The organism is Alkaliphilus sp. B6464 (genome assembly GCF_018141165.1).
In the GTDB taxonomy this organism is placed as follows: domain Bacteria; phylum Bacillota; class Clostridia; order Peptostreptococcales; family Natronincolaceae; genus Alkaliphilus_B.
This window is the reverse complement of the sequence record NZ_CP058557.1, coordinates 2,254,116-2,278,268: the sequence shown is the minus strand read 5'-3', so window position 1 is coordinate 2,278,268 and position 24,153 is coordinate 2,254,116. Positions and strand designations below refer to the sequence as shown.

Genomic DNA, 24,153 nt, shown 5'->3' with positions numbered 1-24,153 from the left:
TTGCTACATAAATACAGTCCTTATAGCTATTTTTTGCATCTATGATACTAATTGAGTCTTTAAAGATTCTTATATTGAGTTTTATCGCGATAAAAAAATTATTATATATGATAGTAAAACTACAGAAACAAAAGAATTTATTGCAGAAAATGATGAGCATAAATTTGTAAAAGATTTCAAATGTAATTTTATCAGTGGAGATATTATTCACTAAACTTTAACCATAAGGAGGAAATATAGAATGTTTATTTCAACCATCTGCCCAATTATTATAATAATAGCTCCAATTATTCAGTTATTTTATATTCTAGACTTGCTAAACAAGTTAGATTCAGAAACAAGCAAAGTTTTTACATATCTTAGTAATTTAAATCTTCTTGGAATTTTAAAGGCAATCCCTAATATGCGAAGTTATATTGTTGATTATTTAGAAAAAGTAGATATAGAAGAATCTAATCGAATACAAAAAACTAATATTATTGTTAATATATTAATCCGACTAATATTTTACATTTTGACAGGTATATTGTATGCATTATTTTTAATTATTCTAATTATAAATATGTTTTTAAATTTTATATCAATAGAATCTCTAATAGCACAGAATAGAATTTTTACCATAACAGCTCTTTTAGTTGCACTTATATTATTTTATTTAGAGCCATTACTAAAATATTTAAAATTAGATAAACTACACAGTATAATTTATCTACCTATTGAAAAACTATTTATGTATGTGGATAAATTTGCCAATAATTCAATATATCTGTTGGGCCACATACTATCGTTTTTTACTTTAATGGCATATATCTACATATTAAACCAGTTTAACGATGCTTATCTTGGTATGAATTTCATATTTTTCAATGTTGCTAACATCTTTATATATTTAAAATGTGTGGGTAAATGGCTTTATTTGAGGATTTTTATATATTTTGATAAATATAAATTTGATGTAGACAATTTGGATGTTTTAGTTGAATTTCGTGAAAATAATAATTACTTTTATCTGGTTATTATGACCATGTTTTCTTATATGCTCAATATTTTTGATTCTATGTTATTATATGCTATTACTATAGTGTTTTTATTTGACACATATTATAAAACCCACAAAGAAATATCTTCTAAAATCGTAAAAAAATTCTAGGAGCAGATAGATTTTTAATAGAATTAAATAAATACCTAGTTGACATTCCGCTTATTCTTAAAAAGTGAAGTAGGTCAATATGTTTTAGATTTATTTTAAAATATACTTACTACTTTTTAATAATACAACATGAACACTAAAAAATTGATTTGAATATGTCCGCCCTTTAGTGTTCATTACGCATTATTTATATGGAATCTTTAAAATATATTAAAATAAAATATTTCAAATGACCCAATAAAAAATTATTTGAAAAATTTTAAAATAGCTATGTTTAATTTTTAAGAATTATAAATCTTTAATTACTCAGCTTCTTTTATCTTTCGTTCTGCGTCTTCTCTTGTAATTGTATAATACTCTAACACATTATAAATTTCTTTATCTTCTGTCAGACTCTCTATTTCTTTAAATTTATTTTCCTCTACAATTTTTTTTAGTATTAAACCTTTTTCTAGGGGTAATGATTTAAAATCTTCCCACCACATTCCAGTCAAACCATTATGCTTAAAGTGCCTTCTATAGATTATAAATGCTTCTGGCATATATAGTAGCTTATAAAATTCCTCTTCATCTTTACCAAATGCTTCTTCAAAAAACTCTCTTCCTTTTCCAACTTTTCCTTTAGTAGAATTTAGAATAGCCTGTATTGCTCTAATAAATTTTCTATTCCAATATGGCCCAATAAAGTCTCTATTTCTAAAATATTGAGGATCTTCAATTGGATGATACTTCATAGGAAATGAATATATATTTACATTTAATCTATCACATAACTCTATATTTAGCTTTAATCTTCTATACAAATCTATTGGTTTTTCTTTATGATTATATAATAAATAATTTGATAAATTTTTTATGCCATTTTTAGCTGCTAATATTACAGCATTCTCATATATATCCTTTAATTTCCAACTGTCAAAAGCTATTCTAAGTGGCTCTATTGCTATCTCCGATAATTTTTTCATGTTATCATCTGTAATTAGCCTTGCATCTACTCCTTGATTGAAGTCAACTATTCTCTTTCTAGGTTTAGTGTTATATAGCTTTGCAAATACATCCTTAACATCGTCATAACAAAAAAGTATATTTTCTTTATTTGCTGTATCAATATTTAACACTTTTTTTTCATCTAATAAATTATATATATCTTGAATTTCTTTTGACTCAAATTTATTGACCAATATTTTATATTGGTCAACAATTTCTCGTATATAAGCTTTATCATTATACCCATTTCTAAGATTTTGAATTGCTATTTCAAATTTATTAGGTGGTACAAATTTGTTATTTTTAGCAAAGCCACAATCTTTTATTTCATCTATAATTTCGTCAAATCTGCAAGAAGCTAGTACATTATTATCTAACAATAACAAATCTTTTTTTTCACCAAATCTATTGTTAGTTAATTCAATTTGTTCTTTCAATCCAATGAAGTTTTTATACTCTGGCTCTAATCTTGGAACTGCACAAAAGCTACATTTGTTTACACAACCTCTAGTCATGTAAGCAAAATAAGCATTATTAGCAGGATATTTATAATCAACTTCATCAAGTATAGAGTAATCTAATGGTAACGTATCTATAATAATATCATTGTCATCTAGAATTCCAGGTTTATTCAACGCCCCTATATATGGCTTAATTCCAGTTTCTTTTTCCACATAGTCATGTAGTAACGATGCCATTATTCCTCCAACCATTACATCATTCGGCGATTTACATATTTTTTTTACAAAATTAATAGTATCAATTGTTATATCCCAATAAAAAGTGAATAAAGTTGTAATACATACTTTATCCCATTTAGGGTACTTAAAATAATGTTTATTATAATAATATTTTCTATACGATATAAAAAGCTCCCTTATTATTTTATTATCATCTATGCAAGGTAGCTTTGCAAAAGCTTCTTGACTACCTTTTTTTATATAAAGCAAAATAGTACTCTTATATTCTTCCCACATGATTTTATCATTATTTGAATACAATTTTTCTAATAATTCTTCATAAATATCATTTAGCACTAAATCTAAAAGATTTCCCTTAAAAAAAGTAACTTCATCTCACTCTCCACATCTAACCTCATCTCATAAATCGAATTATAAATACAACTCTTCAAATAAACCACTGTATTTTTTATCTCTTTTTCCCTACTCGCTTTTTTAAATTTGGATATAGCATGATCAATCACTAAAAAATCAAGCTTATCCATATCTCGCTTAATCATATCTGTTGGCACCAGATTATCACCAATCTTTATAACTTTTTTATTTTCAATATCCAATAACAACAGCCTTAATGCATGGATCACAGCATCTCTATAATCCTTATCAACAAGATGAACCTCACATTGTTCTAATATTAAGTCAATTTTTTCCATCTGTTGTGTGGATCCGTCCTGTCCGTCAGTCAAGTTATTTAATTTATCTATGATATTCATTTTAAATCCATTATTCTTATGATCATATCTATCTATAGACTGACTGATAGACTTAGAAATATTAAAACCTTTAGATCTATTAAAAACATTAGAAATATTAGGACCAGTATTGATGCTAGAATCCATGCCATCTTGATGCTGATTTTGTTGTCCCTTTTCGGGATAAGTGGTTATCCTTTTTCGGGATGACTGGTTATCTCGAAACGGGACAAGTGGCTGTCCTAAATCGGGTTGTCCCTTTTTAGGATAACTCTTAAGGTCCATGGGCTCTTCTATGTTACCCTCTTCATTTGTCTTTACATCTTTATCAGGAGCAGCGCATACTTCTTCCATATTTCCATCTTCTTCATGGCCATTTCTAATTTTCCAATCTCTAATTTTCTCCAACGGCTCAAATGGGATGGTATCATTTAAAATGTATATGTTTCTATTATTGCTGCCTTTTTCTATATCAATAAGCCCACATTCATAAGCTAGTTTTAATAATCTGTAGAATCGATTCCTAGATACGTTAAAAGCTTTAAATAGAGCTTCATTATTTGCAAATATTAAACTATTCTCTGCCTTACCTTCATAGTTTCGCCGATCAATGTATTGATTGAATGTTACATAAAAACTAACTAAATCAAAATCGTATTCCCTTAAATTATCCAATACCAGGTACGTATCACTAAATGTCAATTGCTCTCTAGTCCTCTTTGCACTACGCTTTAATTCATTCATTACGATTCCCCCATTTTTAAAGTATAATTTTAGAAGTTAGAAAAAGAAAAACACCCTTTCGAGTGTTTTATATTTCTTATAGATTTTAAATTCTCAGCCTATAAAATTTTTAATTTTGATTTCGAGTATAAATTCTCTAGAATTATGGTCTGAATATCCAAAATGGACTGCCATTTACTCCTGCAATTTTACTGCTCTCATTCATAATAATAGATAAATCCCATTCCTTGTTACTTCTTTCAACACTAGCTGAATCATGTACTAATATCTTTCCTTCTTCTGTAACGCCTCTTAGAACTATAAAATGGCCGCCATTTGTAAATTGACCTTTTCCCATAGCAACGATTACCGGATACCCATCACTAAGGGCCTTAAGTATATCATTCGGATTTCTCCTGCTGATCGCTTCGACATTAAGTCCATAATATTTTCCTCCATCCGTCATTAGGGACCAATAGCTCCCTGTCCCTTCTGCTCTATGTCCATTTCTATAACTCCAATCTGCTACTATATCCGGTGTTACTTTGTTGTCTACTAATCCAGATACAACCATGGCCAAGGAAGTTGGACCACAGCCTGCACTTAATATTGTGCTGCTTCCATAAGGAAGACTTCCCCATCTCTTATCTGTTTGGTTATAATAAGGAATATTTGCATACCCTTCCGGATACTCCTTAAGCTGGCTAAAATCTATCTGATATCCATCGTAAATATTCAAACTATTTTCTACATCTATGGATGCGATATTATGCAATATGTTTGTAGCAATAAAAATGTTCTCCTCAGTAGTAATCCCTACATCAAAGAGAACATCTTCGAAACTTCTAGTATTCACTGTTATAATGGCTACTTTAATTTTCACTGTTTGAGTTTCTGTAATAGTTTTAGGATTTCCATTGCTATCAATGATATCTACTTCATACTCTTCCTCATATTCTTCTTCTGATATTTCAACGCCCCTTTCAATAAATTTCAAAGCGATTTCCTGTATCCTCTTCTCATCTAAATTGTCAAATTCTTGGTTCAATAATACAGAATCGATAGAGATTAAAGCCTGCCATGTTAGATCATAGGTATATTCAACAATAATTTCATCACAATAACTATTTTCTTTCTTAGTTTTTTCTATCCACTCTTTATTAAGATTGTCTACCTTAAATACAGTATCTTGATATACTGCCACCTTAGCTATGTCTTCTGATAAATCTAAGTTTTCCGCTGGACTACTAAACAATATATTGATCAATATGGAAGGAAAACTAACAAGTGCTAGGAGCAATACTAAAATTAAAAGAAAAATAGATATTATGCCTATCAATATTTTATTTCTTATCTCTTCATCAAAAATACTTTGAGTTAATATTTTTTTCATTATCGCTGCAGCTATTGCGCTAATTTTGATCACCGCCCTAAATAAGGTTTAATTCTAGCTATTTTTCATTGTTTTATTTTCAACGATACGTTCACTTAAGATTTGCATAAAAATATCAGTATCTTTAGTATTAAATAATTCTGCTGAATCATCAGTAAAGTATATTTTATTCTTATTATTTTTTAAAAGCTTTTTCATAGTATTTCTTTCCTTTTCAGAGCTTCTACTTAGCACAACATTTAAATCTTCACCGGCAGCCTCTAAAATATTCACCAAAGGTTCATACTCAGACTGCTTTGAAGTTCCACAGATAATCTTGATATCAGCTATATCTGAGGAGTTAAATATCTTTAACTTTTTCTCGTTCAATAACCCAATATCTATTATGTTGAAGCTACAATCCAAAGGAATATTGCCATTATAATAATAGTCTACATATTTATAAGAAGAATCCTTAAAGTCATAATAGGATGCTATTTTACCAAGATATCCACTTTCATTTGCTTCTGTATAAGATACTCTGGCGCCTATATCTGCTAGAAATGTAGCTAAATTAATTGCAGTTTTAGTGGCTGAGAATTTACTTCTAACTCCTGCAGCAAAGATTTTAGTATTGTCGTTAGTAAAAGAGTACCTTAAATTAAACCGCTTAACGTGTTTTACTATTTCCTCCTTAAATTTTTCTTCATTATCTAAGCACCTTATAATATCTTCCTGAATCTTTTCTATTTCTGTTGAAGCTATAACATTATAAACCTTAGCCTCATTTACAATTCTACTGAATAAAGCATTTTCTATATTTTTAGCAATTATAATAAGTTTTGGGTTATATATTGTTCTAAATGCTTCAATTGCCTCTATAATATCATCTTCATCATCCTTTAAACACTCTATATCTACGACAACGTATGTATAATGATCTAAGCTTTTCATATCATGAATTATAAACTTTTTTAAATAAAATTCACCGGAAAGCTTTTTAATAATCAGATTCTTCTTATCCTGCAACAAATCTAAGATGCCTATATTTTCATTACTCCCTAAATAAAGTATCACTGGACCAGCTCCTATCTATTAATAAAAAATATTACAATAGCAGATATAAAGGCTATAAACCATAAGATCAATTCAATAAACTTAAAAGAACCGTTTCTGTTATCCATGAAACACCATCCTATCTATATAAAAATTATAATGGGGTATTGAAAAAGAAGATTAAAGCACATATTTTCACCCTAATCTTCTTCTTGATTTTTTCAATTTACAATTTACATATTTTTTAAATCGTTAATCTATATCTCTTCCTTGGCTGTTATAATACTTCAAGTCTTCCGCAATATCATTATTTAGCTTTTCAACCTTCTGATTCTCTATTTCTAATATCTCCTTCTCCTTTTTTAGAGAGCTATTCTTGACCTGGATATCCTTCCATTCTTTAATACTAATTACAGTACGATCTTCCTCTCTATATAAATTGTGAAAATTATTTACTATAAAAAATCCACCTGACAGAAGTAGTACAAATACATACCCAAATAGCAATAAAATAAATTCTTGTAGCAATTTCCCCATATTTATATAGCTCCTTCCTGTTTTATTCTTTCAAATAATATTTCTTCTAGCTCATGGTTCCTACTCTCTAAACTGGACCTCTTTTCCTTAAGCTTATTAATATTACTCTCTAGGGCTGCATTCTCATCATAAAGATTTTTAAGTTCACTACTCCTTATCTTTATAGTTCTTTCAAGAATATGAAAAAGCTTACCTATGTAACTTTCTGTTAGTTTTATTGTTCCTATAGCCCCACCAGCGCCAATAAAAAAGTAAATCCATATCCAAACGATTTTATTCCAATCCATAAACGATTCCTCCCTTTACTAGAATTCTATTTCTTCTTCTATTTCCTGTATCGTGTCAATTTCTCCTCTGGATAAAACCTGCTCTGCTTTCATTGCACCAATTTCAGTAATGGAATATGCACCTTTCTCATCCCTTAACACATATCCAGAGTTTAAATTCTTTTCCAATCTATTTTTCAAATAAGTAAATTGTTTTTCTACTTCCGCTGGATCGCTATACTTCTCCTCTAATTGGCTATATAGTTTCCCTAAACTCAATGCGCCATCTGCCGACTTGATAAAACCAAAGACCACATTCGCATCATAAGAAGTAAATTCGAAACTTCTATCTATTTCTTTCGCTGCTTGTGCTCCTTTCTCTGTAATGTCATAAGTACCATCTTTTTCTTCTAAATATCCGTGTTCTACAAGCTTTCTTACTCTCCCTTGGAGTATTTCACTTTGACGATTGCCTTCCTCCTCATTTCTATAACGCTGCTCAAAAAGCTTCTGAAACTGTTCTGTAGAAGGGGCTCTTTTAATCATAGGAAATACTACATTAGCATCATATCTAGAGAATTTAAAAGGTTTTTCTTTATTTTTATTTTCAATATCCCTTTCGCTATTTTTTATACTTTCACCAGTAGTTTTCACACCTTCTGCACTCTCACTATTTGTTTTGGATGCTTCTTTTGATCCATTTTTGCGCTCTTGCTCAGTAGCTTTCTTTTCTTGAGAACTTTCTTTATCCTTTACTTGCTGCGCCCTATTATTTTCATTTCTATTATTCATACTAATTTGATTCATTCTAGGAGTTTGTTTTTCTAATTTCACTCTGATTTTTTCCATTTGATCAACACTTAAATGATCCTTGGAATAGTTTGAAACATCGATACCTCTTTCTAATCCTAATCTTATTTCCCTCATCTGTTTCCAGTTAAAATCATTTTTATTATAGAATGAAATATCTAGCCCTTTTTCTAGTCCTATTCTAATTTCCTCCATTTGCTCTATATCTAAACTGGATTTTGCAAAAGTGCTTACATCTAGCTCCTTATTCAAACCTAGCTTTATCTCTCTCATCTGCTTCCAATCAAATTCAGGCTTGCTATAAAATGATACATCTAGGTTCTTTTCCTGCCCTAAACGTATTTCTTCCATCTGTTCGACATTGAATTCTTCCTTGGCATAAACAGAAACTTCCAGGCCTTTTTCTAGCCCTAATCTAATTTCCCTCATCTGCTTCCAATCAAAATTAGGATTTTTATAAAAATAAGTATCCAGCCCTTTATCTAATCCTAAAATAATTTCTTCTTTCTGCAGTCTGTCGTATCGATTATCAAAATACACCATAATCTTCTTAAGCGTATGCATTATACCCAATCCTTTATTTGGCTTTTCCATAAATATCATCCTTTCTCCCTTATAAAATTCTATTGAACTCCTGAGATCTCTAACCATCTAACTTCTATCTTCCGCCGGAGCTACCCATATACCTAAGTTTGTATTCAGGTATTTCAAAGTTTATTTTAAACCGTTTAGATCCTGCCATAAATAAAGCCCTTCCCCTTTGCTTAGAAGCCAGTAACTCCTCTTCAGCCTCAGTTAAGCTATATAAGTCCTTCGTTTCTTCTAGATTTTTACCGTCAGTTCCCATTAACACTTTAAAAGTAGGTAAATCTAAAATTGCTTGGCCATACATTTTAATCTTAGGATCTAAAAAATCTCCCACAATGTGAGAGATGATTGCACCGCCACCTTCATATTTTCTAGCTCCTTTGATAAGGTTTCTAAGGAAAATAAGACTTTGAGGAACCCTAGGATCTATCATTAAATAAGCCTCATCACAGAATAGCATTACCTTCTCTGTTGGATCTTTTATAATCTCTTCCCAGGCCCACTGAAGAAGATTAAAATATTGTGTACTCAATATATTTTCCGAAGTATTTTGTAAATCCTTCGTATCGATGCAGATACACTTAGAATCCGCTTGAATGGTAGTGTGTCCATTCCAAAGAAATGAATCACTCCCTAAAGCCATATCTTTCAGCAGTAATGCTAAATCTTCATAATCCTTTTGATAAGATAATGATTTATCTTTGGACTTATTTAGAACTTGATGATATAGATCTAAAATTATAGGAAAATCCGTATTCGATAATTTTGATATATCTGTATCCCAGAATATATTAAAGTTATTATAAAGCTCTATCAGCTCACTTTTTAATATGGCTATAAATCGATCCGTAAGAGATGGAATATACAATTTAAAAAATATTTCTAGATTCTTAATATACAGTGCCATATCTCCCATGCCGTAGCCTTCATCTACATATAGCTTCTCGTTATCACTTTCTTCATCATCGTCTTTCGGAATAATCCTTATTTGCAGTGGATTTATTTTCCCCTTAGATCCTCCACCAGCATTAATCCAATCACCATTGAGATTTTTACATAATTCTTTATATTCTCTATGTGGATCAATAAAAATGATCTTTGTACCCTTCATATATTCAGATAGAGCTATATGTTTTACTACAGTAGATTTTCCTACGCCTGGTACTCCCATTATTACAAAAAAGCTATTGGTTCTATCCCCTCCACGCTTCCAAGGGTCTATCACTACTAAGCCACCACCACTATCCTTAGCATAATAATAACCGGTTCCATCGTTGTAACCGCTAGAAGCAAAAGGGAACCCTCCTATAAACGTACTCAGTGGTACTACCCTTTGTGTAATATTACTGATATCTTCATCCTCCACATAAAAAGGAGATATCTGCTTAAATCCCTCTTTCTGTAGATTTGACATAGTTCTTAATTTACATTTTAAAACCGAAACACTACTCTCCACTTTCCTACAAATTTTCTCAAATACTTGCTCATCCCTTGAAATTGGTACTATAACTGTACTTAAAAGCCCTACAATTTCTTTATCTCCATCGATATCTACCATAGTTTTCTCAGCATCCAATGCTATTTTTTCAGCTCTTGATGCAGTAAGTGGATCTCTCGTACTGTCAGCTACTCCCTTCTGCTGCTTTATTAAATTAGAGAGAGAATTTACAAAAGTACTATTATCAATCGGTGTAAAGTCGATTGATACAATTGTACTTGGTATATTCGTAATCCTAGATAACCAGCCATAGTCTGGGCTTTGTGGGTACTTTATGATCCCATAAGCCCTTGATGTGCTCTCTCCCAAATCAAAGGTATTTTTTCTAAATTTAAGTCCTACAGGCGTAATTATATTTAATAACGAATTATTTACTTTTGATATTTCTTTTTTCTTTGCCATTAAGCGTTCTCCTCCAATCTAGCAATAAACGGTATAGCAGCTTCAAAATCTGCATCTTCTATGTGAGAATATGCTGGATTATTAATCAAATTACAAAGTCTAGTTATTCCTTGTTCGCTTAATATTTCGCAGCCGATATTTCTTCCCTCAAATTTTGAAGCTAATTCAGTAGCTTTTTTAATAAGTTCCCTTTCTATGCCATCTTCAAATTTTTCATAAATCCTTAGATAAAATTGCCTTTCTACTACTTCTCCACTCATGGCATAGTTGCTCATGACGAGCATCTCATGCCTTAATATTTCCTTTTGCTTCAGATTATCCGTATTTAATATGATATTAGAATACTCCTGGATGAGTGGTGTAATATCTATAGGCCTAGATACAGCTAAAAACCTGAAAGTCTTTTGCTCAGCTGAAAGTTCAGCAGTTAAATCCTTACTTATATTCTCTTTCTCTCTTCTACTCAAAAGATCTATCGATATTGGATTAATTTTTATATAGGCAAATATATATCCATCTTCGGAATATAAGAAATTACCCTTAATATCCTGTACATTCATAAATTCTTGGGCAATTCTCAAATTTTCATTAATCTCTTCATCTTTTTTCTTGTTCTCTCTTTTAAATAGGAAAAACCCAACCCCGCCACCTATTAAAGTTAAAATAAGTATTATTATCGGAAGAACCATTCTCTACTTCACCTCAGTTCCATCATCAGAAGATTTATCTTTTTTATTTCCCGCGAAATATTGTTCATCTACGATAACCTCAGTAAAGAAATTTTTTCTACCTTCTTCATTTTCATAATTCCTAACCTGCAATCTACCCACTACAACAATCTTCTGACCTTTTTTAAAGTACTTTTCTGCAAACTCTGCAGCTTTACCAAAAACAATGATGTTTATAAAGTCTGCCTCCGGTTCACCTTCCTTTTTAAATTGACGATTGACAGCTAAGGTATACTTACCTACAGCGACAGGATTCCCACCCTGTGAGTATCTCAGCTCTACATCTTTTACTAACCTTCCTAATAACATGACTTTGTTCATACTAACGTCCTCCTTGTTTTTTTATAATTATCATTATTAAAAATGAAAAAAGAAGCTAAATTTCCAGCTCCTTTTCTTGTATTACCTTCCACCATCAGTCAATGTAGAAAAAACATAGTTACAACTACAATAAATGGACTTAAAGGTACCTTTGTATTTAATTTTACTTTCTTGATTAAGATTAAAAATAAACTTGCTACAGCTCCTAGAATTGTAGATAAAGCAAATATAAGAAATGTTTCTTTAAAACCAAATATGAGACTTAAAACAGAAATTAACTTAACATCCCCACCTCCTATTCCACTGACTAGAGAGTAAATTACCATCAATACAGATATTGAAAAGAAAGCTAAAATTCTAGAAATAATAGAATTAATGTCTCCTACAATAGCAATGCTTGACACTGATAATCCCAGTAAAAATACAATTAAAGCATTAGGTATTTTCAAATACCTAATATCCAGTATCGTAATTACAACCAAAACATTGCATATTAGTATTTTGTCTAAAGAAGCCCTTATAAGTAAATTAGCCATATTAACCATAATCAATAGAACAATTAAAAGTATCTTCCACCTAATACTTAAAGGTTTTAAGTAATCCCTATATAATTCTCTCATACCATTTCCTATATAAGACAATATGCCCCTTGTTAAACAAGGAGCATATTCTTAATATATTTATTTTTTATTACCATACTTATTTTTTATTCCTGGCTTCAGCAGCTCTCTAACATCGCCTTTTATATCTAATTCTAGCTCTGTTTCTCTCATAATGTCTTCTTTATAGGCCCGAACTATAAATCTATACGGTTCCCTTATCCTGTTATTATTTTTATCTAAAGTAAGATCTGTACTTATCCAAACGATATAATCAAATATATCCTCTTTAATTTCTAAAGAACCGTTAACATTATACCTTAATGGATACTTAACTGAGGAATATCCCATAGACGATCGATTATCTTTAGAAACTATATCATTAGGCACTACAATTTCTATACTATCTACATAACCTTCTGTAGTGATAGAAAAATAAACCTTATCTCCAGCCATGGCCGGATTAGGTCTTAAGTTTCCATATACTCTTATTGGAAGTACATTAAATCCAATTGAGTCTGTTCCAGTGGCACTATGAGGGTCTGTTGCTATTACCATTAGTTCATTATATCCTTCTACTAATTTATCAATGTTGAAGCTCTCCTCTTTTCCCGAAGGAACATCACTCTTAGTCCATATAGTTTTCCACTGGCCATTATTCACCCTATGTCTTACCTCTAAATGTAGATTATCTAAATCCGGATCTTCAGCTAATATTCCAACCCTTCCACTGTCTCCTTCATATAGCTTGCTTGGGCTTATACTTATATCTACTGTCGGTGGCCTGTTAAGTATCATCGAGTAATTTTCTCTAGATAGAAGTTCTCCCGTCCTTCTGCTATAAACGCTAACTGTATAATCTAACTTCTGATCCTTATTTCTGTCATTAACAATTATTCCATCCCTGGTGTACTTATTAGAAAATACATTATTCAATTCAAAATTGGTATTGTCTAAGTCATTGGATGTTACGACAATCCTAAAATTACCCCATTTGTCCATGCTAGAAGTTGATGCTAAGTTAATTGATACGTTAAAATGCTTGTTGTTATTAACGACTTGGGAACTATTATTAATCTTTATATCTTTCACATTTACAGACTTTGTAATTGAGTCTGTTAAATTATACTTATTCCTTACTGTTAGCCTAGTAGTTAAGAAATTACTGGTTGGAATTTCAGTATTTAATTGAGCTTGATTTTTTGTCCAGGTAATTAATCGTGTCGTTACTTTTCCAAAGAAGTCATTCCATATGGTGTAGCTTGGATCAAGCTGTAGGGTTTCATGGCCTACATTCCCCTTGTAAACCTCACCATCAGCCATTACAGAGTTCGCTAAAGTCGTACCTACTTTATACTCAAATTCTGCGATTGGAGGTTTCCCCATTGCATCGATTGTGATGATATCTGTGTCCGTTAGCTCCCCATCATTTACTAAATCCAATCTAGCTCCATAGTCCTTCACAGTTAATCGAATATCGGTCTTGTACAGGATATTCGGTGCAAAGTTTTTAAGGCTTGTAATAGGTCGCCAATCTTGAACTATAGTATCATCGTAAGCTACATATCTATACTGCCATATTTCCTGTTGTATACCCTTATCTGCTCTAGTTTCAAAATCTAGGTCGTAGCTCTTACTTTCAAGATTTAATGTGTCATTTCCATTGTCTATGTAGGAGATCTTGGCCACAGGTCTACGGTGTGCATACAATTCTACATCTTTAGGCTTACTTTCCTTTGAAAAATCAAGTCCCGCAGGATTTAATATATGATCTTTCTCTTTAGCCGATACTATGTATCTTCCTGATTTGCTTAGAGTTATCGTAATATCTTCGCCATCCCTTGTAACTGGATTTCTGTCAAATATGGTGAAGGTATCGTCCATGAGCCACTGTCCGTTGAAAGTTATTTCACTATCAGCGTTTTCGTAAACCTGGGGATAATGTTCAAACTTGAACTGTCTATCTTTGCCCCTCGGAACTGGAACTGTAGTTGTATAGTCGTTTTCTTCATCGCTAAACTCTATATTTTTAAGTGTGATTGTGTTACCTGTTTCTACTACCTTAATAAGTGGATTATCAGCAGAATTAACCTTACTGTAAATCCAATCGGCTACTTTTTGTACGTTTAATGCGTCTAACGTAAATAGTCTGTTTCCATTATTGGTATAATCGCTATCTCCTGTCACGTTTTCTACTCCCTGAATATTTCTAACAAAGTTTTGATTAACAGGAAGCTCTAGCACATTGAATATATATTTCTTCGCATCTAAGGCATTGTTTATTCTTCGGTAGTATATATCGCTTTTCTCCATATTGAATATAGGGATATAGAACGTATCATTGTCGTTAATATGGATATTGGCAATATCCTCGATATTGATAGGGACACTTCTTTCTACCGTATGGAATCCGTCTTTAAACTCAAAAAATATGTTGTGCTTTCCTAAAGGTAGGTATGCTCTACTTAGATAATTGTTTGTGTATGGCATCTTACCAATCGATCCGCTATATAGCACCCCATTATTAACAATATTAGGTGTATCTGTCCATATTTTAAGGCTTATGTTGTCGTTGTCTATGTCGCTTATTTGCCAACTGAAAGGCAAGTAACCCCAAAACATCTTTTCATTCTGTACTGGCTTTAATATGGCCACGTTTGGTGCTGTATTGGTTTTTGTTGCTCTAGCCACATTGTCCGAATAACTATCAGAATCTCCATCATTCACCTTCACCCTAAACTGATATTCTCGATTAAAACTAAGGCTTTGCCATACCGAATTAGGTATCAGAAGTGATGTGGTTTGACCACTTGCAAGGTTACTATTTGTTACTGCATCCCTCCATGTACTTCCGTCTAAATATTGAAGCGTTGCACTTAATACGTCACCATCGGAATCGCTTACCCTAGCCTTAATTGTAGGTGGCTGATCCGTTCTAAGTGTTAGAGCTTGTGTTGGATCTGTGATGGTAACACTAGGTAGATTATTAAGCTTTTGTATACTAATACTCTGTAGATCGATGTCTTTTCCATCGTTCAGCATAACTCTAAAATTCAAGTCTGTATTTGAAGGTAAGCTTTTCCAAACGGAGTCGGATATATCAACCGTTGTTGTTTGGGCATTTCGTATTCCTGTTGTAACGTCTATGGTTTGTGAACCCCCATTGAAATAAACGGAAGTTGTACCTGTCATTGTGTTACCATCAATGTCATAGGAATTATACTTCAAAGTCGGTTTTTGATATTTTAAAAAGCTTTGTCCATTACTAGGCTGAATGATTGAAACTACAGGTGGTGTGTTTGGTTCCTCGGCTGGGCCTAAATATTCATAGTGTACAGTACCATATACTGAATCTCCAAATGGATTATTCGATGACCCATATGCTCTCAGGCTGAAATATGCTTCATCCCTTCTGTCAACAAAATCTACAATCTTATTAAGTGTAACTGTAGCACTATAATTTTCTTCATCCCTGCTTGTCGCTTTTCGTAAATTGAATGTCCCCCAATCCGTTGAAAGTTGATACGAAGCATCTGATGACCCTATTCCTAAATCTATCACAACTTTGGTTATTTTATACCGCCCAAGACCTGGGGCAGATGTTGACGTTGGACGGAAGGAAAAACCCAACTGATTCATAGTTCCCAAACTACCGTAATGAGTGGCTCTATAGCCTTCAGACCATTCCCCCATACCAGTTTTTTTGTTGTAATAATCACTATAGCCATATACACTTCCAGCATAAACTGAATTTATATTAACTGCGAAAACGATTTGAAATATCAATAACATTGTTAATAGCTTTATACTTAATTTTTTCTTAGTATTTGTTTTCATATTTTGTCAACCTCACCTTCAGCCCTCTGCTTTCAAGGTTTGCCACTAGCTCATTGATTTTATTCTGCATGTCAGTAGGAATATAATCGTCGTAATGCACAATAACATTAATTTCTCTGTCTATACCGATCTCAAAAGTAATCGTTGGTATTAAGTTGTCAATGAAAACATTGGAATAATCACTAATAGTTGAAAGTTCATGCTCTAATATTTCATTGTATAATGGTGAACTTGTTGACGGTAACTGTGTTATTTCTTCCTGTACCTTTGCTTTTATATAATACTCTCCTAAACCGTCTACTTGCGTTAAAAACGTTAGTATTACATTGTTTATATCCTTAACCTTCACGATATTACTTTCTTCTAAGTTAAGAACGATTTCCGTTTCTGAATCATGGCCATTAACAGGATCTTCCGTAACGATTACCATATGTTCTAAATCGTTGTCGGTTCCATCATTGGCTACATCGTATACAAGGTAGAATACTTTTCCTCTTAATTTATCTCCATCGTTGGATTTAGATTTGTCTATTACTTTTATATAGCCCTTATCGATGTTTTTTGCTGTTATCGCTTTAGACCTATCTTTATAGTCCCTAACATCATTTTCTGTTATTCTATGCTGCATACTCTCAATCTCGTAATTAATAACAGGTGCTTCATCGGGAATGATCTCTATACTCTTATATACTTCATCGCTGTCAAAGCCTTTTGTATCAAAGACCTGTAATGCAAACTCAAATTTACCGTCTTTCTTAGCATACATTTCTAAGCCATCTTTAACAGGATATTTAGGGTAGTGGATTCTTATATTATCATCGTTATAATTTCCTATGTTGTCGATATTCTTCCATTCTCCATCATTAAATCTATATTTAATCTTACTCTTAGTGTGATCTAATGGGAAAGGTGCATCACTATAGCTGCCTGTAAAATCAAGATTTATATATCTATAGACTTTTTTCTGTATGTTATATTCATCAATAATTTGAATATCTGCATAAAGTGTTGGTTCTGCAATTACTTCTTTAAAATCAAGTACCGTTTCAAGCCCTTTATCATCAATTGCAGTTGCTCTAAAAGTTAATATATTTGGTAGATCACTTACATATCTGTACTTAGCTTGATAGGTTTCGTTCCATAAAGGAATTACTGTTGTTTGTCCCAAAAAGTTAAGACCAGGATAATTTTCTAGTGGCTCTAAGCTAACAAAGCTAATCCAGCCATCACCGTCTTTCGCATCTACAACTACATCAAATTCTTCTTTCGCAAATGTAGGAGCTTCCCCATCTTCACTTATAATTTTAAGCTCGACTTGTGGTGGCAGGTTCTCTACATATATTTCAACATCCTTTTCGGTTCTTCGTATTGGCCTGAACTCATTATATGCTGTAGTTCTTAGTGTATAGTATTCTTCAGTTTGGAACACGCCTTTTTTAAATATAAATTCATCTTCATTCAAAGCCCCTGTTCCTGACATAACAACTTGTCCAGTAGATTTCTTAATAAACTTCCAACTTTCTTCTACTACATCAAAACCATTTGGGTGCTCCTCTGAAGGGTCGTTGATATCATATACATCTGTTTTAATCTCAACTGGATCTCCTAGATGAATAATATTGATGTTGGAATCTTTTATATCTCCTGAAACGTCAATTACTGGTGGTTTAATTTCCTTAACCTTAAAACTTACGCTTTCCTTCATGCTGAAGTTCTTGTTTGCTGTTTTCGAATTGTTTATTGATACTAAACCTTTGCTCCATAGCTTCTTTACTAAAAGTTTTTGGTGGATATAAGTTTGTATTCCTGCAGGGCCTTCCATTCGAAGTAATAAATGTAATTCTATCATCAGTACTATCCCACTTAACCTCATACCCTAGTTGATTCATGTTTCTAATAAATTCTTCCTTACTAGTTGAATACTTAAGCACACTTTTAGCAGCAAGCTGAAGTTCCTGTTTCCAGCTCCTCCCTTCTTCCTTAGCTTTACGTTCTCCAATTGTTTCTAATTTTGTATAAGATTTTTTCTTCTTATTAGAATAACTATATTTAAGTCCATATTCCTCACACAGTCTATTGGAGAATTTTATTAACTCTTTTACTTCCTTAATGCTCTGCTGCCATTTCATACCTGTTTCACTATTTACGGTATTTAAAATAAAATGAGTATGCAAATGATCTTCATCTGTATGGGTTGCAGCTAATATTTCAAATCCTTTAAATTTTTCTTGTGCTATAAGTTTTAGAGAAATCTCATGTGCTAATTCAGGGCTGATATCCTCGTGATCATGAAATGAATGTACGAAATGTATGAACTGTCTCCCTTCTGTTTTATTAAACATTTTCTTAGTAAGCATCATTTCATTAAGCGCTGACTCTGGACTACAATTTATACCTGTTATTAATTTTGCACTGGTCTTATCATCTCTTGTGATATAATTTATTGCCCTATTACCTTTATCTTCAGATATTAATTTCTCTACAAATATCATTTCTTTATCTAACTTAGGTATATTTTTAGATTCATTCTCATTCCGTTCAAATTCTATACCCTTCTCAAAATTACTTTTGTTTATGCTGAATTTTCTCTGCATCGCATCTTTAGTAAAAGCCTCGACAGGGTACAGTTTATTGTTTCTACGCATATGTCCATCAGGTGTTGTGAATGTTATATATTTATGGCTACTATCCCATTTAACTTTATATCCTAATGCATTCATATTCTTAATAAATTCTTCTCTGCTTCTTGATACTTCCATATTCTCTTTTACTGTAGTAAATAGATTATATTGCCAAGTGCCCTTTGTATTGTTTAGCTCCATATTTTGTCTGTCATTTTCATTTAGATTTTTAAGTATAAATATTTCGGTTTTATTTTCATCAACGATGTAATCTATCGCTCTAACTAATCCTTGGATTTTTTTGTTTGATCCATTAATAAATTTAACAATTCCCATATTTCTTCTACCTTTTTCCTAGTTATAGATATATCTGGGCAAGTAATCTTCCCTTGATGACAAAGTACATTTAGCTGATTCAAATTATTGCCAATAGCCTTAAGCTCCTTTGAAAAATTCTTAAAATCTTCTATTACGACTATATTTTTATCTAAAGAACTGGACCTTAAATACTGACTTAAGCTTAAATTCGATCGATTTACTTTATTCACTATTTTCGTATGCTCTCTTTCAGATACTCTGAAACTTATTCTTATCGTTTTATTTTCAATAACCATCACCTCATTTAGAATTTTTAAATACAGCACATGGGATCTTCCAATTAACTCTGCCTGTGCATTTACCATTATTATTTATAGACCACCGGCAATTTTTACACTCAACATTTATTTTTAATAGTTCCAACTCCTTTATAATAAAAACCTCCTTCAATATTTTAGAGGGTTCGGGATACTTCCCGAATATTTAATAAGCAAGAATAGGATGAATATCCCATTCTTGCGGGCTATTTGGAGGGCGAAGTCCGACAAATAGGAATCTCGCCTTCTCTAAAAGAGAAGTATTGGGATATTGAAAAAGAAAAATAATTAAAGAGAAAGCACCCCTAAAATTCACTTCTCTTACATACATTTCTTCGCCTCCTCAATGGTTATTTTTAAATCTTTTAGCTATCTATAGCTCAAGTTCATCTTCTTCATACATGTCTTCTATACTAAAATCATTTGATGATTCTTTTCGGTCTTTAACTACATCCATTTCTTTAACTTCCATGGAGCTGTTCTGCACCACTAAGTACTCTTTTTCACTGATTAATTCTGCTTTATATTCCATATAACTCGCTGTTTTCTCAGCTTCTCGTATGGCTTTAATTAAGGTATCCGGTTTTTCCTTGATTGCTTTGATCCAGCTTTGCACATAGGCTTTATGGTTGTCTATACGAGTATCATCTTGTTCTGCTTGCAAATTTATACTCATGAAGCAGGATGTGATTTCTGCTATCAATTCTTCATATGCATAATCACTTGAACCAAACATGTTCATAATATTTCTGTCTAATCTATGTGCTGCTCCTGTAGAATGAGCTAATTCATGCAAAGCTGTAGCATTATATGCATAATCCGTTTCAAAGTATTCTGGTTTTGGTAGGTGGATTTTATCTTCACCTGGTCTATAAAATGCCCGATCATTACCATCATTCATGATTTCTACTCCCATGTTTTGAGATAATTTAGCTATGATTTCATCCGGTGTAATATCATTAATTTTGAGTAGGGGTACTGGTGGTATTCCTTTAATATCTTGTCCGTTGAATACAGTATAATATTTTGTTGATAAAACAACACTTTGATCCTTTGCTATTTTTCGTTTTCTAAATTCATCCCATGTAATACTCTTTTTTGCTGCCCTATCAAATGGCATCCAATACTCTACCTTTTCACCTTTTGCCCCTTTATTTAATTTCCAGCCTTTATCTTGTATCTGCTTGAATGTACACCATCTTGGGTCATGAAATCCCTTATTCATTGCTACCATAGCTAACCAAAATTTATTAATACCCTTATACTTCTTATTACTGGCACCATTCTCTGGAATCATGGATGGTCCTTTCCACTCTTTTTTCCAATCCAACTGATTTTCTTCCAAAGATTTGATAAATGTATCCGCTAATTTTTCACGATGTTCCTTTACTTTTTTATTCATATCCTAATCCTCCACATCTTCCATTACTTCTTCTTCAGAAATCGTTTCTATATCAATGAATATAATCAGAGTTTCATTTTCCTTCTCTTTATTTGGTATCAAACTATTAACCTCCATTCCGATTGATTTTTATTGATAAAAAAAGAAGAAGTGCTATAGTTCTAGCTCCTCTTCCTCCTCTGTATCTCTCTCTCCAAATTCTTTTTTTATTTTTTTATTTGGTGTAGCTAAGCTTCGCAGATCATCATTATAATCTTTTCCTGTAGGGTACTGTATGTTCACGGTAAATTTACTTTTATATTCTTCTCTTAATCGATTCGCAACTACAATTCCTTCACTATCATTATCTAGGCATAGATTGATCTCTTTTATATCAGAATATTGATTTAAATATCTTTCCAATGCTTTATCCGATAATCCACCTAAGGATAATACATGTCCTCTAAACTCTTGATTATTACTCTTCACTTTATGAATGGTTAAATAACTCATAGCATCTATCGGTGATTCAAAAACAAATATTTTATCATCACCTTCGCCACCTTCAATAGAAAAACTATAGGCTTTATCAGAATTTTTTACATCACCTCTGAATCTATCCATATTGGTATTTGTTCCTCGTATACTGGCATATTTTACTGCTCCTTTATTATCATGACCTACAAAAACACAATTTTTATACTGATCTTCATATAATTTCTTTTCTTTTATCAATTTATAGACGATACCTTTATCTATTTTTCTTGTTTTAATAAGATACGCCATCATATGTTTGTAAGTATTATTTTTCTTGGGAAGTAAAATCTTTTCTTTTGGCCTATCTTTTATTTCAATGTTATGATTCCTCATACGGATATTTTTTAAATCAGAAGAGATTCCTAAAAGCTGCTTCACTGCTTCCACCCATGATTTATTCTCTGTGAACATTACAAATTGTATTGCTCCACCTCCTTTGCCCTGAGAAAAACAGTTCCATTTATTTTCCTCTGGATTTATATGAAGTCCACCAAAGCCATCTATTTTATATGAGTTGTTTCCAACTTTCTTAACTTCAAAAAATTGTTTTGCATATTCAAGTAAATTAGTGTCGCTAGCAAGCTGAATCTGATCTTCTGTAAATCTACGCTTTTCATATGCCATTAATATACCTCCAATTACTAATATTTTTATAAAAAAAGAGCAAGTAAACAAAATTAGTCTACCTGCTCAAATGGGAGCTATTTATAGTTCAAGCTCATCTTCATCGTTCTCTAGCTCTTCTTCGTGTTTGAACTCCGAATCATATTCCATTCTAACAATGTCCTTTCCAAATCTAAGATCAACTGCACACATTGCTAAGTTGTAATTTTCTTTATCTAAGCTATAGAAAATATCTATTGGAGAGATGGCATTATCGTTATAACCATTGTATAAGTTAAAACCTAAGCGTATTAATGCTTTGGAGCTTGTGGAAAAATCTATTTTCCCATTGGTCAAACATTCAGGTTCTATACTATTCTCTCTAAAATCATAAATGGCATTTCTTTTTTTGTATAAATCATCATTTCCAGCTACAATATAAAACAGAGCTTGTCTTTCTCTGTCCTTTGGGTGTGTATTATCTTCTTTTATTAACTCATTAAAATTTGAAGCGTGTTTTCTGCTTGAAAATTTCATTTTTATTCCTCCATTTCTATTTTAATTTTAAAAAAAGAACAAGTAAACAAAATTTGTCTACCTGCTCAGATTGGACCTGTTTAAAACTCCAATTCATCTTCATCATTTTCTAGTTCTTCATTAATATCAATATCATGCTGCCTTTTTTCATTTTCTCCTTCTTGATTCTTCTTAAATCTACTGCTCAACAGCTCATCAAGTTCATCATAATAATCTCCTTGACGCCAAAAAAGTTTCCCATTTTCTATCTCTATTCCATGGGCTACCACAAATTGCCTCCCACTGAATAATATGGCTTCATCCTCGTGAACTTTTAGTACCATAGTAGAGTCAGAAAGAGATGTTTTTATAATGTCTCCTTTACTTAATATATTATTTTTCATGCAAATCCCTCCAAAATAAAATTGTTTACTTTGACTATTCTTATGTCGATCCTCTGTCTGTTTAGACAATAAAAAATAGATAGCCAAAATGTAGCTATCCATATTTATTACTCCCTATTATTTTTTATTGTTCTAACTTCATTTCATTTGCAAAAATACTTACTCAATCTCATCTTTTTTTGAAAAGTATATTTCCAAAGCATTTTCTATAATTTCTTCAATTTCTTTTTGAGTCTGATTTTCATTAAAATATTTACTTACCAACTTAGGTTTTAATTTAAAAGACTTTGCCTTTTTAGGCTTATCAAAATATTTTCCTGATAGAACTTCATGGGCTTTATCATAATTAAGATTTCTACCTTGTGAAAATGATTTTAATATCTCAGCCTTTTTCATATCTACCTTGAAATTTTTCTCCTTCAATATTTCTTCTATAATATTCTGCTCGTCTACTTTAAGAAATGATAAGTTTACCGCTGCTATAAAAGGAATTTCTTCCTTGTCTAATCTAGATTTTAATTCCTTAATCAAAGCATCAATTTTTAAATATCGTGCCACTGTATCTTTTGAAAGGTTATAATTTTCACCTACTTTTGCATCTGTCCTACCTTTCGTCGCAAGTTGCGACGAATCTGAGTTTTCATTGAAATTATCAGTGTTTGATAATGTTTCAATTTCATTTATTAAATCTATTTTCTTCCCTTGATGTTTGATCGCATTATAATGTTCAACTAATACCCTAGCTCTTTCAGAATGAGATAAATCAGCAAAGGATCTTTGTATTAAATTGGTTTCTGTAACTATGAGCATAGCTTCTTCATCAGTTAATCCTTCTTTAATTACCGCCGGTATTTTTTCTAATCCTACAATCTTAGCAGCATTTGCCCTATTATGTCCTGAAAGTATTTCATACTGCTCTTCTTGTACAGCCATAGGTCTTACTATAATAGGTGTTATTACTCCATGCTCCTTAATACTTTCAATCATATCTTGTAAACGTTGTCCTTCATATAGTTTAAACGGATGATTTCTAAAAGGGATCAGCTTATATAAGTAAACCTCCTTTATTCCAACATCTGAGCTCTCTAGTATATCACCTTCATCAGTCCCAAATAAGTCATTCAAATTTATTACATTAGGCTTTGCCATT

The 24,153-nt window shown here is 31.8% G+C and carries 22 protein-coding genes; 1 reads left to right on the top strand and 21 read right to left on the bottom strand.

Features of this window, described 5'->3' with window-relative positions; all coding sequences use genetic code 11:
• The first annotated feature begins 241 nt into the window (after window positions 1-241).
• On the top strand, window positions 242-1,150 hold the full coding sequence (locus tag HYG84_RS11215; protein ID WP_212377171.1) for a hypothetical protein: 909 nt from the start codon (window positions 242-244) through the stop codon (window positions 1,148-1,150).
• Window positions 1,151-1,452: 302 nt separating this feature from the next.
• Here HYG84_RS11215 and HYG84_RS11210 read toward each other — a convergent pair whose 3' ends face one another.
• From HYG84_RS11210 to HYG84_RS11110, 21 genes are all read right to left on the bottom strand, one after another.
• On the bottom strand, window positions 1,453-3,174 hold the full coding sequence (locus tag HYG84_RS11210; protein ID WP_212377168.1) for a hypothetical protein: 1,722 nt from the start codon (window positions 3,172-3,174) through the stop codon (window positions 1,453-1,455).
• Between the two features lie 5 nt (window positions 3,175-3,179).
• Window positions 3,180-4,313, bottom strand: coding sequence for a hypothetical protein (locus HYG84_RS11205; protein WP_212377165.1), 1,134 nt, complete (start codon window positions 4,311-4,313; stop codon window positions 3,180-3,182).
• A 142-nt stretch (window positions 4,314-4,455) separates the two neighbouring features.
• On the bottom strand, window positions 4,456-5,685 hold the full coding sequence (locus tag HYG84_RS11200; protein WP_212377162.1) for a C39 family peptidase: 1,230 nt from the start codon (window positions 5,683-5,685) through the stop codon (window positions 4,456-4,458).
• 54 nt (window positions 5,686-5,739) lie between these two features.
• Window positions 5,740-6,741: a hypothetical protein gene (locus HYG84_RS11195; RefSeq protein ID WP_212377159.1), complete on the bottom strand. Its 1,002-nt coding sequence runs from the start codon at window positions 6,739-6,741 to the stop codon at window positions 5,740-5,742.
• A 231-nt stretch (window positions 6,742-6,972) separates the two neighbouring features.
• Window positions 6,973-7,257 carry a hypothetical protein gene (locus HYG84_RS11190; protein ID WP_212377156.1) on the bottom strand — a complete coding sequence of 95 codons (285 nt, stop codon included), beginning with the start codon at window positions 7,255-7,257 and terminating at the stop codon, window positions 6,973-6,975.
• 2 nt (window positions 7,258-7,259) lie between these two features.
• The gene (locus tag HYG84_RS11185; protein WP_212377154.1) at window positions 7,260-7,544 is read right to left on the bottom strand and encodes a hypothetical protein; all 285 of its coding nucleotides are present in this window, start codon (window positions 7,542-7,544) and stop codon (window positions 7,260-7,262) included.
• An 18-nt stretch (window positions 7,545-7,562) separates the two neighbouring features.
• Complete coding sequence (locus tag HYG84_RS11180) at window positions 7,563-8,927, bottom strand: hypothetical protein (protein WP_212377152.1); 1,365 nt, start codon at window positions 8,925-8,927, stop codon at window positions 7,563-7,565.
• A gap of 64 nt (window positions 8,928-8,991) precedes the next feature.
• Window positions 8,992-10,821 (bottom strand): VirB4 family type IV secretion system protein, encoded by a 1,830-nt coding sequence (locus tag HYG84_RS11175; RefSeq protein ID WP_212377149.1) that lies wholly within the window; start codon window positions 10,819-10,821, stop codon window positions 8,992-8,994.
• Window positions 10,821-11,510 (bottom strand): hypothetical protein, encoded by a 690-nt coding sequence (locus tag HYG84_RS11170; protein WP_212377147.1) that lies wholly within the window; start codon window positions 11,508-11,510, stop codon window positions 10,821-10,823. Before HYG84_RS11170 ends, HYG84_RS11175 begins: the two co-directional genes overlap by 1 nt.
• Window positions 11,511-11,513: 3 nt before the next feature.
• Window positions 11,514-11,870: a single-stranded DNA-binding protein gene (locus tag HYG84_RS11165; protein WP_212377144.1), complete on the bottom strand. Its 357-nt coding sequence runs from the start codon at window positions 11,868-11,870 to the stop codon at window positions 11,514-11,516.
• A gap of 98 nt (window positions 11,871-11,968) precedes the next feature.
• Window positions 11,969-12,490 (bottom strand): prepilin peptidase, encoded by a 522-nt coding sequence (locus HYG84_RS11160; RefSeq protein ID WP_212377141.1) that lies wholly within the window; start codon window positions 12,488-12,490, stop codon window positions 11,969-11,971.
• A gap of 60 nt (window positions 12,491-12,550) precedes the next feature.
• Window positions 12,551-16,306 (bottom strand): hypothetical protein, encoded by a 3,756-nt coding sequence (locus HYG84_RS11155; protein ID WP_212377139.1) that lies wholly within the window; start codon window positions 16,304-16,306, stop codon window positions 12,551-12,553.
• Complete coding sequence (locus tag HYG84_RS11150) at window positions 16,290-18,011, bottom strand: hypothetical protein (protein ID WP_212377136.1); 1,722 nt, start codon at window positions 18,009-18,011, stop codon at window positions 16,290-16,292. Before HYG84_RS11150 ends, HYG84_RS11155 begins: the two co-directional genes overlap by 17 nt.
• Window positions 17,989-19,263: a relaxase/mobilization nuclease domain-containing protein gene (locus HYG84_RS11145; RefSeq protein ID WP_212377132.1), complete on the bottom strand. Its 1,275-nt coding sequence runs from the start codon at window positions 19,261-19,263 to the stop codon at window positions 17,989-17,991. Before HYG84_RS11145 ends, HYG84_RS11150 begins: the two co-directional genes overlap by 23 nt.
• Complete coding sequence (locus HYG84_RS11140) at window positions 19,212-19,610, bottom strand: plasmid mobilization protein (protein WP_249168598.1); 399 nt, start codon at window positions 19,608-19,610, stop codon at window positions 19,212-19,214. The genes HYG84_RS11145 and HYG84_RS11140 overlap by 52 nt, the downstream gene beginning before the upstream one ends.
• Window positions 19,611-19,728: 118 nt before the next feature.
• On the bottom strand, window positions 19,729-19,893 hold the full coding sequence (locus HYG84_RS11135) for a hypothetical protein (protein WP_212377129.1): 165 nt from the start codon (window positions 19,891-19,893) through the stop codon (window positions 19,729-19,731).
• Window positions 19,894-19,935: 42 nt separating this feature from the next.
• Entirely contained in the window at window positions 19,936-20,964 is a 1,029-nt protein-coding gene (locus HYG84_RS11130) for an ArdC family protein (RefSeq protein ID WP_212377126.1), read from the bottom strand.
• Window positions 20,965-21,117: 153 nt separating this feature from the next.
• The gene (locus tag HYG84_RS11125) at window positions 21,118-22,104 is read right to left on the bottom strand and encodes a DUF3991 and toprim domain-containing protein (protein WP_212377123.1); all 987 of its coding nucleotides are present in this window, start codon (window positions 22,102-22,104) and stop codon (window positions 21,118-21,120) included.
• A gap of 81 nt (window positions 22,105-22,185) precedes the next feature.
• Window positions 22,186-22,620, bottom strand: a complete 435-nt coding sequence (locus HYG84_RS11120) for a DUF6075 family protein (RefSeq protein WP_212377119.1) — start codon at window positions 22,618-22,620, stop codon at window positions 22,186-22,188.
• A gap of 80 nt (window positions 22,621-22,700) precedes the next feature.
• Window positions 22,701-23,003 (bottom strand): hypothetical protein, encoded by a 303-nt coding sequence (locus HYG84_RS11115; RefSeq protein ID WP_212377117.1) that lies wholly within the window; start codon window positions 23,001-23,003, stop codon window positions 22,701-22,703.
• A 159-nt stretch (window positions 23,004-23,162) separates the two neighbouring features.
• A complete protein-coding gene (locus tag HYG84_RS11110; RefSeq protein ID WP_212377114.1) occupies window positions 23,163-24,152 on the bottom strand; it encodes a ParB/RepB/Spo0J family partition protein in 990 nt (329 codons plus the stop codon).
• Window position 24,153: the final 1 nt, after the last annotated feature.

What these genes read in the sequence shown, in the direction of transcription:
- HYG84_RS11170 (WP_212377147.1), bottom strand. Translation starts at nt 11,510, where the DNA reads ATGGTTCTTCCGATAATAATACTTATTTTAACTTTAATAGGTGGCGGG.
- HYG84_RS11215 (WP_212377171.1), top strand. Translation starts at nt 242, where the DNA reads ATGTTTATTTCAACCATCTGCCCAATTATTATAATAATAGCTCCAATT.
- HYG84_RS11180 (WP_212377152.1), bottom strand. Translation starts at nt 8,927, where the DNA reads ATGGAAAAGCCAAATAAAGGATTGGGTATAATGCATACGCTTAAGAAG.
- HYG84_RS11135 (WP_212377129.1), bottom strand. Translation starts at nt 19,893, where the DNA reads ATGTATGTAAGAGAAGTGAATTTTAGGGGTGCTTTCTCTTTAATTATT.
- HYG84_RS11155 (WP_212377139.1), bottom strand. Translation starts at nt 16,306, where the DNA reads ATGAAAACAAATACTAAGAAAAAATTAAGTATAAAGCTATTAACAATG.
- HYG84_RS11175 (WP_212377149.1), bottom strand. Translation starts at nt 10,821, where the DNA reads ATGGCAAAGAAAAAAGAAATATCAAAAGTAAATAATTCGTTATTAAAT.
- HYG84_RS11130 (WP_212377126.1), bottom strand. Translation starts at nt 20,964, where the DNA reads ATGAATAAAAAAGTAAAGGAACATCGTGAAAAATTAGCGGATACATTT.
- HYG84_RS11115 (WP_212377117.1), bottom strand. Translation starts at nt 23,003, where the DNA reads ATGAAAAATAATATATTAAGTAAAGGAGACATTATAAAAACATCTCTT.
- HYG84_RS11145 (WP_212377132.1), bottom strand. Translation starts at nt 19,263, where the DNA reads ATGGGAATTGTTAAATTTATTAATGGATCAAACAAAAAAATCCAAGGA.
- HYG84_RS11205 (WP_212377165.1), bottom strand. Translation starts at nt 4,313, where the DNA reads ATGAATGAATTAAAGCGTAGTGCAAAGAGGACTAGAGAGCAATTGACA.
- HYG84_RS11185 (WP_212377154.1), bottom strand. Translation starts at nt 7,544, where the DNA reads ATGGATTGGAATAAAATCGTTTGGATATGGATTTACTTTTTTATTGGC.
- HYG84_RS11110 (WP_212377114.1), bottom strand. Translation starts at nt 24,152, where the DNA reads ATGGCAAAGCCTAATGTAATAAATTTGAATGACTTATTTGGGACTGAT.
- HYG84_RS11200 (WP_212377162.1), bottom strand. Translation starts at nt 5,685, where the DNA reads ATGAAAAAAATATTAACTCAAAGTATTTTTGATGAAGAGATAAGAAAT.
- HYG84_RS11120 (WP_212377119.1), bottom strand. Translation starts at nt 22,620, where the DNA reads ATGAAATTTTCAAGCAGAAAACACGCTTCAAATTTTAATGAGTTAATA.
- HYG84_RS11190 (WP_212377156.1), bottom strand. Translation starts at nt 7,257, where the DNA reads ATGGGGAAATTGCTACAAGAATTTATTTTATTGCTATTTGGGTATGTA.
- HYG84_RS11150 (WP_212377136.1), bottom strand. Translation starts at nt 18,011, where the DNA reads ATGAAGGAAAGCGTAAGTTTTAAGGTTAAGGAAATTAAACCACCAGTA.
- HYG84_RS11160 (WP_212377141.1), bottom strand. Translation starts at nt 12,490, where the DNA reads ATGAGAGAATTATATAGGGATTACTTAAAACCTTTAAGTATTAGGTGG.
- HYG84_RS11165 (WP_212377144.1), bottom strand. Translation starts at nt 11,870, where the DNA reads ATGAACAAAGTCATGTTATTAGGAAGGTTAGTAAAAGATGTAGAGCTG.
- HYG84_RS11125 (WP_212377123.1), bottom strand. Translation starts at nt 22,104, where the DNA reads ATGGCATATGAAAAGCGTAGATTTACAGAAGATCAGATTCAGCTTGCT.
- HYG84_RS11140 (WP_249168598.1), bottom strand. Translation starts at nt 19,610, where the DNA reads ATGGTAAATGCACAGGCAGAGTTAATTGGAAGATCCCATGTGCTGTAT.